Source organism: Streptococcus sp. 2022WUSS135 (assembly GCF_044427045.1).
Taxonomy (GTDB): domain Bacteria; phylum Bacillota; class Bacilli; order Lactobacillales; family Streptococcaceae; genus Streptococcus; species Streptococcus hashimotonensis.
Window position 1 is genome coordinate 1 of record NZ_JAOTGL010000035.1, and the last position, 13,262, is coordinate 13,262.

The window sequence follows — 13,262 nt, forward strand, 5'->3', positions numbered from 1 at the left end:
GTATTTGGTAGGATGAAGGGTGTTTTTGGCGTGCGCAGAGTCCATGTCAGAGGTCAAAAGGTGGTTGAAACTGAGATAGGATTCCTCCTAATGAGCATGAATCTCACGAAATTGGCTAAGAAATTAGCCCATGATAATAGAAACAAAAGGAAAAACACAGACAGTTCGGCTGAATTTCATCAGAATCAGCTTGAATATATCTGTGTTTTTTATTTACTGGCTAGTTTTTGCCCAGTCTCTTTTAAAATAATATTTTTGTAGAAATTGAATAAGCATAGCTTGCCAAAGAAGGACATAGCTGATACCTAAGAGGATCGCCAGGCCTCTATGCCAATTCACATCTGGAATGAAACTGAACAAAATGGAGAAAAGTAGAATGGTTACTACCATAATCTTGTCCCACTTAGATCCCCACGGTAAATACTCTGACAGTGATTTTTCAGGATGCTTTTTGACTTCTTGATGTAGGGAATAGCTTAGGCCCAGACCAACTCCTGTTGCCCCAACAAGATATGAAAAGTAGATATAGGGTAGGAAGAAAATCGTACTAAATGCAAATGCGATGTAGGTAAGAAACAAGAGAAAATAGAGTAGTTTTTTCATGACCAAGCCCTCCTGAGCCTATTTATCTATATCTATTTTATCATTTATAAATCAAATAAACAAGTAAATATATGTTCTCAAAAACACAAAAAGACTAGAAAACCTAGTCTTTTACTTGTTTTTTTAGTAACGTAAGTTTAGGAATTGGGATCATCCAAACTGCGGCCATGCAAGCCCTTTTCACGTTGGACTTGACGGAGTTTCTCTGGCGTCACGTCATTACCATCTTCATCAACCAGTTTAATCCCCTCAATATGATGACGGATTGTTCGACGATACCCCTCGATGTATTCTTCCCTGAGCTGAGCCTGTTCAACTTTTTCCTCTGGTGTCAAGGTACCAGCTTTTTTCTTTTTAGCCAATTCATTGATCCTATCGATTTTTGCTTGTTCCATGTCTGCCTCCTACTTACTATTCAAGAGATTGAAGACGGCCACAGCACTTGCCTTATCCGCCAAGGCTTTCAAGAGGGCCAAGCGGTTGGCTTTGACCGCCGCATCATCTGCCATGACCATGGTATTGTCGAAGAAGGCCGCGATGAATGGGCTAAGAGCAAAGAGCTTGTCCAAGTTGCCTGCCATGTCTTCTGTCAGCTCCAAGCCTGCCACTGCATCAGCAAGGGCTTTTTCCTGGTCATTTTCAAAGAGGGCCTCGTCAATCGCAGTCACCTCCGCCTTTTCAGCCAAGTTGAAGACACGTGACAAGTTTTCCACGGCTTCCTTATAGTCAGCATCTTTTGATTTTTGGAAAATAGCAGAGCTGGCTGCCAGTTGTAGTCGGACCACAAAGGTTGAGCTGGCAAGTACAGCCTCACGGATGTCTTTCGGAATCGCCTTATCCATCATCTTCTCTACACGAGCACGGATAAAGTCCATCACAGCTGGCTGGTTGTCATAGGTCAAGCTGGCAAAGTTCAAGCTGTAGAGCTCCGCAATCAACTGATCCAATGGAATTTCCCAACCAAATGCTTCCAAGATTCGCACGATACCCTGTGTCGCACGACGAAGAGCGTAAGGGTCGTTTGAACCAGAAGGAATGAGACCTACTGAGAAGAAGGAGAGAAGGGTATCAAACTTGTCAGCCAGTGCCAAGACCGCCCCGACCTTGCTCTCAGGCAATTCACCTTCTGCTGAGTTTGGCAAGTAATGTTCACGAATTGCCGCTGCCACCGCAGGTTTTTCCCCTGCAAGAAGGGCATACTTCTCACCCATAATCCCCTGTAATTCATCAAACTCGCCGACCATACCTGTCAAGAGGTCAAACTTGTAGATGTCCGCTGCACGTGCCACATCCGCTTTTTCATCCGCAGACAAGCCTGCCAAGTCAGCCAGTCTTTCTGCGATAACTTTGGTGCGTTCCATGTGCTCGTAAAGTGAGCCGATTTTCTCATGGAAGGTCACGACTTTGAGGCGTTCTACCAAGTCGGCAATCTTGAGTTTTTTGTCCTCACGCCAGAAGAACTCACCGTCTTCCAGACGAGCCACCAAAACTTTTTCATTTCCTTTGATGACATTATCAATATACTGGTCATTACCATTGCGGACGGAGATGAAGTTTGGCAAGAGTTTGCCAGCCTTATCACGCACCACGAAGTAACGTTGGTGGTTTTTCATTGAAGTCACCAAAACCTCTTCTGGTACTTCCAGGTACTTGGTGTCAAAGGAGCCCATAAAGGCAGTTGGGTACTCGACCAAGTTGAGAACTTCATTGAGCAGATCTTGGTCAATCTCAACCGTCGCATTGTGTTTGTCCTCGATAGCCTTGATTTGCTCGACAATCATATTTTGACGCTCTGCGGGGTCTGTAATAACAAACTGTGCACGCAAGTCAGCCTCGTAAGAATCTGCACTTGCAATCTCGGTTTCATTGCCAAGGAAACGATGACCACGGCTGATACGAGCTGACGAAATATCCAAGAAATCCATATCCAATGCCTCATCATCCAAGAGAACGGTCAGGGTGTGGACAGGGCGGATGTAGGCGAATTTGTTGGATGCCCAGTTCATGCTGACAGGGAAGGTCATAGCCTTCAAGACCTCTGGAATGCCCGCCAAAACTGCCTTAGCTGGCTGACCAGCTTCGTGCTTGGTCACGTAGACATACTCTTCACCCTTAATCTCGCGGAATTCGATGTCTGCAGTCGTCAAGCCTTTGCCACGGACAAATCCTTCTGCCGCCTTGGTGAAGTTCCCGTCTGCATCCAAGGCAATCTTCTTAGCAGGACCCTTGAAATCTTCGGTCAAGTCTGTCTGCTGGTCCGCCAAACCACGCACACGAACAGCCAAACGGCGTGGTGTTGAAAAGACATCGATGCTATCAAAAGCCAAACGGTTGTCTGTCAAAAAAGTCGCCATGCGGTCACGCAACTGGTGCATGGCTGGGGTTACGATGTAGGCAGGAATTTCTTCCAAGCCAAGTTCAACAAGTAAATTCTTTGTCATTATTCTGCGTCCTCCTTCAACAATTCTGCTCGCGTTGCTTCGTCTAAAAGTGGGAAGCCTAGTTTCTTCCGCTCTGCCACAAAGGTTTTGGCAACGACACGGGCAAGGTTACGGATACGGGCAATGTAGCCTGCACGCTCAGTTACAGACACAGCTCCACGGGCGTCGAGCAGGTTAAAGGTGTGAGAACATTTGAGCACATAGTCAAAGGCTGGGTGAACCAAGCCCTCTTCCAAAGCCCGCTCTGCTTCTTTTTCAAACTTGGTAAAGTTTTCGAGAAGCATATCCTGGTCTGATACTTCAAAGGAGTATTTTGAATGCTCATATTCCGGCTGGATGAAAATTTCACCGTATTTAACGCCGTCTGCCCACTCAATATCGTAAACGGAGTCAACTTCTTGGATATAGGATGCCAAACGCTCCAAACCATAGGTTACTTCGGCTGTGACTGGACCTGTCGCCAAACCACCAACTTGTTGGAAGTAGGTAAACTGCGTGATTTCCATACCGTCCAACCAAACTTCCCAGCCCAGACCTGCTGAACCTGTTGACGGGTTTTCCCAGTTGTCCTCAACGAAACGAATATCGTGTTCCAAAGGATTGATGCCTAAACGCTCCAAAGACTCCAAGTAGAGTTCTTGGATGTTAGAAGGCGACGGTTTCATAACCACTTGGAATTGGTGGTGCTGATACAAACGGTTTGGATTTTCCCCGTAACGACCGTCCGCAGGACGGCGAGATGGCTCAACATAAGCCGCATTCCAAGGCTCAGGACCGATAGCACGCAAGAAGGTGTAAGGGCTCATTGTCCCCGCACCCTTTTCTGTATCATAAGCCTGCATGAGCAAGCACCCCTGCTCATTCCAAAATTGTTGTAAGGTCAGGATAATTTCCTGAAATGTAAGTTTTTTTGACATAACATCCTCTTTCTATTTATATTTCAAAATTGCTAGTTCTCCACACTCGGTACAGCTTCCACAAAAACAGCCTGCTCTGCTTTGTCCATGTAGGAACAGGTCATAGTTTCGAGGTCAATGACCCACTTGTAAATGCCTGCTTCTGCTGTTTCTTGGCAGAAGGTAGGGAAATCCGTTTGCCCAGCCTGGTGATTGCGTAATAAGTTCACAAACTGATCCAGATCAACTCGGTCCGAAACAGGTATCGTCACTTGATAGCCTTGCTTTTCCAGAGTTTGACCTGCCTTCGAACGATAGACAACCTGGCCAGACTGGATATCCACAGTATTTTCCACCATTCCCAAGTCCTTAAAATAGGCAATCAGTTTGGGAAAATCAGGTCCAGTAAACTGTTCATGACCGCGATTGATATTTTCTAATGTGAACATTGGTCTCCTTTCTTAATAATAGCTGTCTTCCAACTTGAGATGAAAAACAAGAAATACTCGGTCGGCAGACAAAAAGAACCACATTCTCTTCCCCTGTCAACAGACATAGGGGCGTTGAGAACGCGGTTCCACCCTAATTTATTACTTCATTTGTATGATTCTGATTGAGTCGGACATGGTCACGACTGGGAAAGTGCCAATTATTTCAAGACTGGCTTGGCTTTCACTCTCCCAAGCTCGCTAGACAGGCTTTTGAAACAACCTTCTTTCATGCTTAGTATTGTAGCAGAAAAATCAGCATTTGTCTAGAAAGACCACTATTTATCCGAACACAATCCCACTGACAAATCCTACAAGGCTATTGCAGGCGTATCGCAATCTAGTAGATATTTTTCTGGTACTACTCCCAAGAATTTTTCTGCGTGTTGACTGATAAAATCAAGGGCATTTTCCAAATCTTCTACTCTATCAGAATTGACCAACTCCATGACCAAGAAAGCATTCTTTGTCTCATCCGTAATCATGGTTCGCTCACCATCGCGCCAATTGAAACAGCGACAAACGGCGCCTTTATCATCCTTATAGCAAACTTCACCTGGTAAAGTTGGATTATTGGTTTCATCACCAATGAGATAGAATTCATCCCCACCATCAGTGACCGTTAGTTGGAGATTTCCTACAAATGTATCTAAATCTTCAGCACCACATGGAAGACCAAAACGTAAACTCGCCGCATTATAAATGTCCACTAATGGAGAAATTGTTGTGACTGGACGGTCACTAGTTGAACGTTTCAAAAGTGCTTCGATACTAGAACGCGCGCCTTTTTTTGTTTTAAATTTTTGATAGGCTTGACGATATGTACGAATGACCTCATTCTCACTAAAGGTATCTTCCGTAAGAAATTTCTGGGCAATTCCGTTGCTTTCTTCCAGTAATTTCACTAACTCATCAGGTGATTGTGCCGGCGTTTTATAATCTTTCAATAATAGAACTCCAATTTTTGCATCTGGAAATAGACTCCAAAAAGATGAATCAATAACAAATTGTGACATATTCTCACTCCTTTTTTAAAAAATAAGCACCCTATGAACATCTTCTAAGACCTAACGACGTTCATAAAATGCTGTTGCATGACTACCCGGTGGCAGTAAGTATTTCATTTGCTTTCATTGTATAATATAGCTATTAAAAAAGCAATTAATAAATCAAAATGCGAAATGCCTGATTTCCTTACTATCTATGACTAATCTTTCTCGTCAAGAAATCTCCAATAAACTGGATTACGAAGATGATAACTAAAATCAAAAGAGTTGCTAAAAAGGTCACATCATTATTATACCGTAGGTAGCCGTATGATAGTGCAACCTGTCCCAAACCACCTGCTCCGATAGCTCCTGCCATGGCAGTATAGCCGACCAAGGAAACCAGGGCAAAGGTCGTCACACGAATCAAGTCAGGCAGACCCTCACGCAGATAGACAAGGACAATATCCCAGAATGTCGCTCCTGAAGCCTGAGCCGCCTCAATGACACCACGGTCTAATTCTGACAAGACCACTTCAACCTGACGGGCAAAGAACGGAAAGACTGAAAGAGCGAGCGGCACCAAGGCTGCCTCCGTACCAATCGTTTTTCCAACAATAATTTTTGTCAAAGGAGCAATGGCCGCCAACAAAATAATGAAAGGAATGGCACGGAAGATAGAAGCTACCTTATCCAAAATCCAGTAAACCGTCTTATTTTCAATGACACCCCGAGGACCAGTCAAGACCAAGAACAAACCTGAAACCAAGCCCATCAAGCCACCAAAAGCAAAGGAAACAAAGGTCATATAGAGGGTCAAATTAAAATGTGTTAACCAACCTGTCTGACCATCCCAGCCCAATTTATAAATATCTGGAAAATTTGTTTGAATCCATTCTAACATCTAGTTCGCTCCTTTCAAAATCGTCACTTCCACACGCGCCTCCGTCACTGCCTCAATCGCACGGTGCAACTGACCAGGTTCACCTGATAAGATCACTACCATCTCACCAACTGGCGTATGGTCCAAAATTTCAATATTGCCATAAAGAATATTGGCAGATACTTGATAGAATTTATACAAATCATTGACAATTGCCGTATCCGTGTTGGAACCAGCATACTTGAGTTGCACTAAAATGCTATTCTCAGGCAAATTCTTAACAATATCCTGCTGGTAAATTTTCACCAAGGCCTCATCAATTCCTGTTGCTGTTTTGATGAAGTCCTGTGTCAATTCTTCTTTTGGATGAGAGAAGATTTCTAAAACGGAACCTTCTTCGATCAAGTGACCATCCTGCATAACAGCCACACGGTTACAAATGTCTTTTACAATCTGCATCTCGTGGGTAATCATAACAATGGTCAAGCCCAATTTTCCATTCAATTCCTGCAAAAGTGCCAAAATCTGCTTAGTCGTTTTCGGATCCAAGGCCGAAGTAGACTCATCAGAAATCAAGATTTTAGGGTCATTGGCCAAGGCACGGGCAATGGCAACACGTTGTTTTTGACCACCAGACAACTGAGCTGGATAGTTTTCAGCACGGTCAGAAAGCCCAACCAAGTCCAACAACTTAGCAACTTTTTCTTTCTTCTCTTCCTTGCTCAAACCCGAATGCTTAAGGGCAAAGGCTACGTTTTCTTCTGCCGTCATTTGAGCCATCAGATTGAAATGCTGGAAAATCATACCGATTTCACGGCGTTTGCTCCGCAATTGAGCTGGGGTAAGTGTGACCTTTTCTCCCTCGTAAATTACATCCTCATCGATAGTAATTTTACCCGCTGTCGGTACCTGCAATAAATTAATTACTCGGACAAGGGTAGATTTCCCGGCTCCAGAATAACCTACGATACCGTAAATATCCCCTTGATTGATATGGATGGTCACATCCTTTACCGCTTCGATGGTGCGTTTTTTCTGCTGGAAGGTTACATCAATATTATCTAGCTTAATCATTTCCTTACTCATAACTTGCAATTAACTCCTCTACTAATTCAACATGGCTATAGTAGTCAGCGATGCTGACATTTTCATCACCGGCATGGTCACGACTGTTGGCATTTCCTAGACCAAATCCTGCAATCGGCACACCTAGAGCATGAAAGACTGTGTGCATGGGTCCTGTCCCCGGTGACGTCGGCAAGACAGCAACTCCTTCTGGCGTCAACTTTTTAGCCAACTCAATCACATTGACAATGGCAGGATGGGACATATCACTTCGATAGCTCATTTCCCCCAAAGTGAAGATAACCTCAATTTTGTCAAAACCATGCTTGTCCAAATGCTTACGAATCTTATCTAATACATCATGCGGCTCCAACCCAGGCACCAGACGAACTTCCATCTTAGCAGAAGCCTGAGCTGGTATGATGGTCTTGACACCTTGACCAAGATAGCCAGTTGACAAGCCTTCAATGGTAATAGATGACTCAAAATACAAACGCTTCAGAAACTCACGACGATCTTCTACCAAGGTTGGAAGAGTCAAGCCATAAATGTCTTTCATAGACTGACTGGTCGCCAGTGCAAATTCCTCCACCAAGGCTAATTCACGCTCATTTGGCTCTTGCACTTGCTCGTAAATGCCATCTACCAAGATTCGTCCATCTGCAGCCCGCATGGATTGAAGTGCCGATAATAAATACCAGCTTGCCGAATCAATGATACCTCCATAAGAAGAATGAATGTCCAAGTCAGCTGATTTGACCTGAAGATCGAAGGTCACAATTCCCTTATTTCCCCCAGCAATTTCTAGCTGATGTAGACTATTGCGATGCCCCTGCTCCCAGACAAGTAAATCAGCACCGATCAAATGTTCTTTATATTTTGAAAGGTATTTGTCCAAGTCAACAGAAGCTGACTCTTCTGCCCCTTCCATAATAAAAATCACATTGACTGGTAAATGGCCATTCTGTCTAGCTTGATATTTTTTCAAGGCCGACAGACGAGCTGTGATGTGGCCCTTATCATCATCTACCCCTCGACCATAGATATAGCCATCGGAAATGGTCAATTCAAAGGGGGTGCCCTTCTCCCAGACCTGATCGGCATCTGCAGGTACTGTATCATAATGATTGTAGAAAATCAATGTTTTAGCATCTGGCACCGAAGCCTTAAACGTAGCCATGACAAAGGGTGCTGCATAACTATCGTCCAAAACAACCTCTGCACCAGCTTCTTCAAACATATCTTTCAAGTAAGTCGCCACATCCAACAAACCAATCTGCTGAGCAAAAATAGATTTCTTTGAAATCAATACCTTCAACTTTTCAAAATAGTGCTGAATAATCGCATCATTTTCAAATGCTTGAACTTTACTATCTGCCATACTTTCTCCTCATACTCAATGAAAATCAATCAAATCTACTAACCAAAATCAAATATTCTCCCACATATCTGACTTTGGTTAAGAGATTTTTTCTTATCTCTATAAAAACAGATAGAGGGCTGAACAACTTTGTCCAGTCCTCGACCTATTTACATTTTACCAAACTGGTTCATCCATACCGTCTGAAGTCTTTTCAATAACTTTTTTCACTTCATCCGTGTGGTAGGCTTCGATAATTTTCTTAATCGCTGCTGCTTGCTCTGATTTTTCCCAATCGCTACGAGCTGCAATCAAGTTGTACCACTGTTTTGAATTTTCATCTTTTTGCTCTTTGTAAAGGGCATTTTTGTAATCCAAACCAGCTTCCAACACAAATGTGTTGTTTACAACTGCTGCATCAACTGAGCTAAGTGAGCTTGCTGTTTGGCTTGCATCCAACTCAGTAATTTTCAAGTTTTTCTTGTTTTCAGTAATGTCAGCAATAGTTGCCAATTCTGTACCAGATACACCAACCTTGATCAAACCAGCTGCTTGAAGAAGGTAAAGAGCACGACTTTCGTTTGTTGGGTCGTTTGGAACCGCAATTTCTGCACCATCTGGAATTTCTTCCACTTTAGTGTACTTGTTTTTTCCATCAGCTGTACCTGAGTAAAGACGGATTGGTGCGATATAAGTATCCGCAATAGCAACCAAGTCTTCACCATTTTCTTCATTCCAGTTATTCAAGAAGTTATAGTGCTGGAATGCGTTGATGTCTACCTCATTTTCAGCTACTGCCTTGTTTGGTTGTGAATAGTCTGTAAATTGAGTGAATTCCAACTTCACTTCGTCCCCGAGAATTTCTTGAACTTTATTCCAACGAGCTTCTTCCGACTCACTCAAGCTCATCACACCTACTCGAACAGTTGTTGCAGATGAATCTGAACTTGAAGAAGAGTTACCACATGCAGCAAGTACACCTACTGATAAAGCAGCTGTTGCCAAACTAAACAATTTTTTTAATTTCATAAAATGATCTCCTTAAATTAGAACTGTATCTATCTTAACACAGAATTTTCTTTCTGACTAATTGACTTTTTTTATAGAAAGTTATAACTTTTCGTTATAACAAATACCCTTGCAATTATAAACATTGATAATAAAAAGAGGGATACCCCTCTTAAAATATATCAACTAAATACTGAAACATGTCTCGATGTTGCTTACAATCATTGTACAAAAATTCTGGATGCCATTGGGTACCAAACAAAGCTTGGTTCCCCCTACTTTCATAAGCTTCTATCGTACCATCCCTAGGATCCAAACCTGTCGCCACCAGTCCTGGAGCCAATTCTTTGATTCGTTGCTGATGGAAGGAATTAATAGGGCTCCCTTGGGCAAACAGTTGACCGATTCGGCTTTTAGGTTTCACTTGTAAACGATGGGAGGTCCCCGCAATACCATCTTGCCAATGATGAGCCACCTCTTGTTCCAAGCTTCCGCCTAGAGCAACATTCAGCAACTGCATCCCTCGGCAGACTGCAAAAATTGGTTTTCCCTGACGAAGGGCTTCCTCAATCAAAGCCAGTTCAAATTCATCCCGTTCCAAGAGGTAATCATTACTATCAATCAAGCGCTCTTGACCGTATAGACTTGGGTCTACATGCTGACCGCCTGATAAAATCAACTTATCAATCATGTTGATATAGTCCTTGGCTAAGTCAGGGGTTCCCATAGGAATAACCATCGGTATACCACCAGCCTGACGAACACCATCTGCCAATTCACTCGCAACGGTTACATAAGTTCTACCAGATTTAGTTGGAAATTCTTGCTCGTTTCCTGAAATTCCAATGATAACTTTTCCCATAAAAAGCCCCTTTCTTTCATTTTTTTCCATTGTAGCATGGCTACCTAGCCCTGTCTAATATAGAAGTTTTATGGCTTGATAAAAAATAACTATCAGAACTACCTATAAACAATTGCTCACAAACAAGAGTTTACCTTTGGCAGTTTCATAGATAAAATCTATACCAAGCTTAAGAAAAAACTATGCCGGAGCCAGCATAAAAAAAGGCAAGCTTGATAAACAGGCGTTTTTTCAAGCTTTTATATAGAAGAAATATCATAAAAGGCAGTTCCCTTTCAATCCGTTATAGCCAAATGTTATAACTTCCTCTAAAATTTTACAATTATACAAGAGTCGTTTTTTCTGTTAGGATAGGGGCATAGAAATATTTTGGAGGAAAAACCATGACTACTACTATTATCGGCTTCCCACGTATCGGAGAACACCGTGAACTAAAATTTATCACTGAAAAATACTTTAGAAATGAAATTCGACAAGAAGAGCTCTTGACAACAGCCAAAGAATTGCGCGCTAAACATTGGAATATTGTTAAAGAAGCAGGCATTACTGAAATCCCAAGCAACGACTTCTCACACTATGACAATGTTTTGGATGCAGCAGTACTATTCAACATCGTACCTAAAGCAGTTCAAGAACTTGACTTGACTGACCTTGAAAAATACTTCGCTTTGGCACGTGGCTATCAAGGAGAAAAAGGGGACGTTCGTGCTAGACCGATGAAAAAATGGTTCAATACTAACTACCACTATATTGTTCCAGCTATTGAAAAAGACACAGAAATCAAACTAGCCGGCCATAAGATTTTCGACGAATTCCAAGAAGCAAAGGACTTGGGTATCACAACTCGTCCAGTTTTGATTGGTCCATTCACACTCTTACAATTAACTGATTTTGAAGAAGGTTTAACTGCTACTGATTTCGCTGATAGCTTAGTTGCAGCCTACGGACAAGTCTTTGAAAAATTGGCAGAGCTTGGTGCTGAAAAAATCCAGTTAGACGAGCCTAGCTTGGTCAAGGATTTGACTGCTGAAGAAAAAGCCCTTTTCCTAAACATCTACCAAACTCTCTTGGCTGATAAGAAAGGCTTGCAAGTCCTCATCCAAACCTACTTTGGCGTAAATAGTCCTCTTTCAAAAATTATGATTTTTGGTTTTTCAGCAAAAAATCAGTGAAAAATCACTCGTTATTTCATTCCACATAGCTCCTTTATTTTTTATTAGTGATATATTACCGCCCGTCGTTTGTGTTACTACCTAAAGTAAGATTCCTTTCAGAAAAGATTTTTTTTGCAACGAATGTAGCATTTAAGACTTTTGGAAAACCCACATACGGAATGCACTGAATAAATGTCTCAATAATTTTTTCTGGAGATATTCCCACATTTAAGGATCCATTAATATGAACTTCTAATTGTGGTTCGCACCCTCCTAATGTCAATAAACTTGTGATAGTTATCATTTCTCTTTCTTGCAAAGAAAGTCCTTGTCTACTATAAATATCTCCAAATGCAAATTCGATAATATATTCTCCTAAATCTGGAGCAATATCTTCTAATGTTTGTATAACTTTTTCGCCACTCACACCATCAATTTTTTGTAATTGTTCTAAACCTATTTCAAATCGTTTACTTTTCACTTGAATTCACCTCCTTTTTTCTTTTATAATATAACTATACTACTTAAACCTTAGTTTAAGTCAAGTTCTTTTACTTATGAATTTTAAAAATTAGGAAAGGAGTCATCTGCAATGAAAATAGGCGAAATTGCAAATAAAACAAATCTTCCGGCAAGCACCCTTCGTTACTACGAAAAAAAAGGATTACTCAAAGTAGATAGAGACAAAAATGGTAGAAGATATTATAAAGAAAGCGATATAGAGTGGATAAAATTTATAAGACGGCTGAAAGAAACAGGAATGCTTATCAAAGATATTCAACATTATTCCGAGTTACGATATGTTGGCTCGATTACAATGCCTGAACGATTACAAATTCTCCAATTACACAGGAATTATGTTTTAGAACAGCAACTAAAATGGACTGAGTATCTTCAAAATTTAGATGATAAAATTGAGTTCTATCAGCAATCTATTAAAAATACGACAAAACATAACTTGTAATTCGATAAGATCTGTTACATTGAGTGCGTGAAAAAATATGATTCTTAAAATAGGGATACAGTGCTGAAAGCCCCGAATTATCAAGCTTTTTTCTCTGTATCCCTATTATATCTCAAGCCCACTTTGTATGTGATAAACTATGTGCCTTTTGTGCCATACTTTTCTCCTCTCGCTTTACAATAGGCTTGAACACCTTTATTGTATCGCGTTTGGAGTTTTTTGGTATAACCTTCGTCGCGCACCCGCATAGCGGGTGGTTTATTTGTCACGCACCTTACGGAGCGTGACGGACTAAAAGTCACATAATAAAAAAGAGACTGGGCAAAAACTAGCCAGTAAATAAAAAACACAGATAGATTCAAGCTGATTCTGATGAAATTCAGCCGAACTGTCTGTGTTTTTCTTTCTGCTTCTACTATCTTGGACTAATTTCTTAGCCAATTTCGTGAGATTCATGCTCATTAGGAGGAATCCTATCTCAGTTTCAACCACCTTTTGACCTCTGACATGGACTCTGCGCACGCCAAAAACACCCTTCATCCTACCAAATAC

13 protein-coding genes and 1 pseudogene are annotated in these 13,262 nt (G+C 41.6%); 2 read left to right on the top strand and 12 right to left on the bottom strand.

All coding sequences use genetic code 11. From position 1 onward, the window contains the following. Positions 1–213: 213 nt before the first annotated feature. The 11 genes from ODU45_RS08955 to ODU45_RS09005 all read right to left on the bottom strand — a co-directional run bounded on the left by ODU45_RS08955 (position 214) and on the right by ODU45_RS09005 (position 10,592). Positions 214–603, bottom strand: a complete 390-nt coding sequence (locus ODU45_RS08955; protein WP_136671934.1) for a hypothetical protein — start codon at positions 601–603, stop codon at positions 214–216. 137 nt (positions 604–740) lie between these two features. Continuing rightward, entirely contained in the window at positions 741–998 is a 258-nt protein-coding gene (locus ODU45_RS08960) for a DUF896 family protein (protein WP_136671935.1), read from the bottom strand. A 9-nt stretch (positions 999–1,007) separates the two neighbouring features. Then, positions 1,008–3,044, bottom strand: a complete 2,037-nt coding sequence (gene glyS / locus ODU45_RS08965) for a glycine--tRNA ligase subunit beta (protein ID WP_398581167.1) — start codon at positions 3,042–3,044, stop codon at positions 1,008–1,010. Further along, complete coding sequence (gene glyQ, locus ODU45_RS08970; RefSeq protein WP_002939388.1) at positions 3,044–3,961, bottom strand: glycine--tRNA ligase subunit alpha; 918 nt, start codon at positions 3,959–3,961, stop codon at positions 3,044–3,046. Before glyQ ends, glyS begins: the two co-directional genes overlap by 1 nt. 32 nt (positions 3,962–3,993) lie before the next feature. After that, the gene (locus ODU45_RS08975) at positions 3,994–4,389 is read right to left on the bottom strand and encodes a DUF1398 domain-containing protein (protein WP_254613421.1); all 396 of its coding nucleotides are present in this window, start codon (positions 4,387–4,389) and stop codon (positions 3,994–3,996) included. Between the two features lie 350 nt (positions 4,390–4,739). Then, positions 4,740–5,444: a B3/4 domain-containing protein gene (locus ODU45_RS08980; RefSeq protein WP_398581168.1), complete on the bottom strand. Its 705-nt coding sequence runs from the start codon at positions 5,442–5,444 to the stop codon at positions 4,740–4,742. 181 nt (positions 5,445–5,625) lie between these two features. Further along, a complete protein-coding gene (locus ODU45_RS08985) occupies positions 5,626–6,318 on the bottom strand; it encodes a methionine ABC transporter permease (protein ID WP_024384527.1) in 693 nt (230 codons plus the stop codon). Beyond that, complete coding sequence (locus tag ODU45_RS08990) at positions 6,319–7,383, bottom strand: methionine ABC transporter ATP-binding protein (RefSeq protein ID WP_208561040.1); 1,065 nt, start codon at positions 7,381–7,383, stop codon at positions 6,319–6,321. Beyond that, positions 7,376–8,743 carry a M20/M25/M40 family metallo-hydrolase gene (locus ODU45_RS08995; RefSeq protein ID WP_398581169.1) on the bottom strand — a complete coding sequence of 456 codons (1,368 nt, stop codon included), beginning with the start codon at positions 8,741–8,743 and terminating at the stop codon, positions 7,376–7,378. Before ODU45_RS08995 ends, ODU45_RS08990 begins: the two co-directional genes overlap by 8 nt. Positions 8,744–8,899: 156 nt before the next feature. Next, on the bottom strand, positions 8,900–9,751 hold the full coding sequence (locus tag ODU45_RS09000) for a MetQ/NlpA family ABC transporter substrate-binding protein (protein ID WP_105212464.1): 852 nt from the start codon (positions 9,749–9,751) through the stop codon (positions 8,900–8,902). 151 nt (positions 9,752–9,902) lie between these two features. Beyond that, positions 9,903–10,592 (bottom strand): gamma-glutamyl-gamma-aminobutyrate hydrolase family protein, encoded by a 690-nt coding sequence (locus ODU45_RS09005; protein WP_398581170.1) that lies wholly within the window; start codon positions 10,590–10,592, stop codon positions 9,903–9,905. 383 nt (positions 10,593–10,975) lie between these two features. Between ODU45_RS09005 and ODU45_RS09010 the strand changes: the two are divergent. Beyond that, a pseudogene (locus ODU45_RS09010) lies at positions 10,976–11,707 on the top strand (5-methyltetrahydropteroyltriglutamate--homocysteine S-methyltransferase); the annotation flags it as partial. A 112-nt stretch (positions 11,708–11,819) separates the two neighbouring features. On the opposite strand, the gene ODU45_RS09015 reads toward ODU45_RS09010, so the two are convergent. Beyond that, positions 11,820–12,233: a carboxymuconolactone decarboxylase family protein gene (locus ODU45_RS09015; protein ID WP_024412958.1), complete on the bottom strand. Its 414-nt coding sequence runs from the start codon at positions 12,231–12,233 to the stop codon at positions 11,820–11,822. Positions 12,234–12,338: 105 nt separating this feature from the next. Here ODU45_RS09015 and ODU45_RS09020 point away from each other — a divergent pair, with 105 nt between their 5' ends. Further along, positions 12,339–12,710 carry a MerR family transcriptional regulator gene (locus ODU45_RS09020; RefSeq protein WP_024412957.1) on the top strand — a complete coding sequence of 124 codons (372 nt, stop codon included), beginning with the start codon at positions 12,339–12,341 and terminating at the stop codon, positions 12,708–12,710. Positions 12,711–13,262: the final 552 nt, after the last annotated feature.

Excerpts from the sequence above, each read along its gene's own strand:
- glyQ (WP_002939388.1), bottom strand. The coding sequence starts at position 3,961 with ATGTCAAAAAAACTTACATTTCAGGAAATTATCCTGACCTTACAACAA.
- ODU45_RS08975 (WP_254613421.1), bottom strand. The coding sequence starts at position 4,389 with ATGTTCACATTAGAAAATATCAATCGCGGTCATGAACAGTTTACTGGA.
- ODU45_RS08960 (WP_136671935.1), bottom strand. The coding sequence starts at position 998 with ATGGAACAAGCAAAAATCGATAGGATCAATGAATTGGCTAAAAAGAAA.
- ODU45_RS08990 (WP_208561040.1), bottom strand. The coding sequence starts at position 7,383 with ATGAGTAAGGAAATGATTAAGCTAGATAATATTGATGTAACCTTCCAG.
- ODU45_RS09000 (WP_105212464.1), bottom strand. The coding sequence starts at position 9,751 with ATGAAATTAAAAAAATTGTTTAGTTTGGCAACAGCTGCTTTATCAGTA.
- glyS (WP_398581167.1), bottom strand. The coding sequence starts at position 3,044 with ATGACAAAGAATTTACTTGTTGAACTTGGCTTGGAAGAAATTCCTGCC.
- ODU45_RS08980 (WP_398581168.1), bottom strand. The coding sequence starts at position 5,444 with ATGTCACAATTTGTTATTGATTCATCTTTTTGGAGTCTATTTCCAGAT.
- ODU45_RS09005 (WP_398581170.1), bottom strand. The coding sequence starts at position 10,592 with ATGGGAAAAGTTATCATTGGAATTTCAGGAAACGAGCAAGAATTTCCA.
- ODU45_RS08955 (WP_136671934.1), bottom strand. The coding sequence starts at position 603 with ATGAAAAAACTACTCTATTTTCTCTTGTTTCTTACCTACATCGCATTT.
- ODU45_RS08985 (WP_024384527.1), bottom strand. The coding sequence starts at position 6,318 with ATGTTAGAATGGATTCAAACAAATTTTCCAGATATTTATAAATTGGGC.
- ODU45_RS08995 (WP_398581169.1), bottom strand. The coding sequence starts at position 8,743 with ATGGCAGATAGTAAAGTTCAAGCATTTGAAAATGATGCGATTATTCAG.
- ODU45_RS09020 (WP_024412957.1), top strand. The coding sequence starts at position 12,339 with ATGAAAATAGGCGAAATTGCAAATAAAACAAATCTTCCGGCAAGCACC.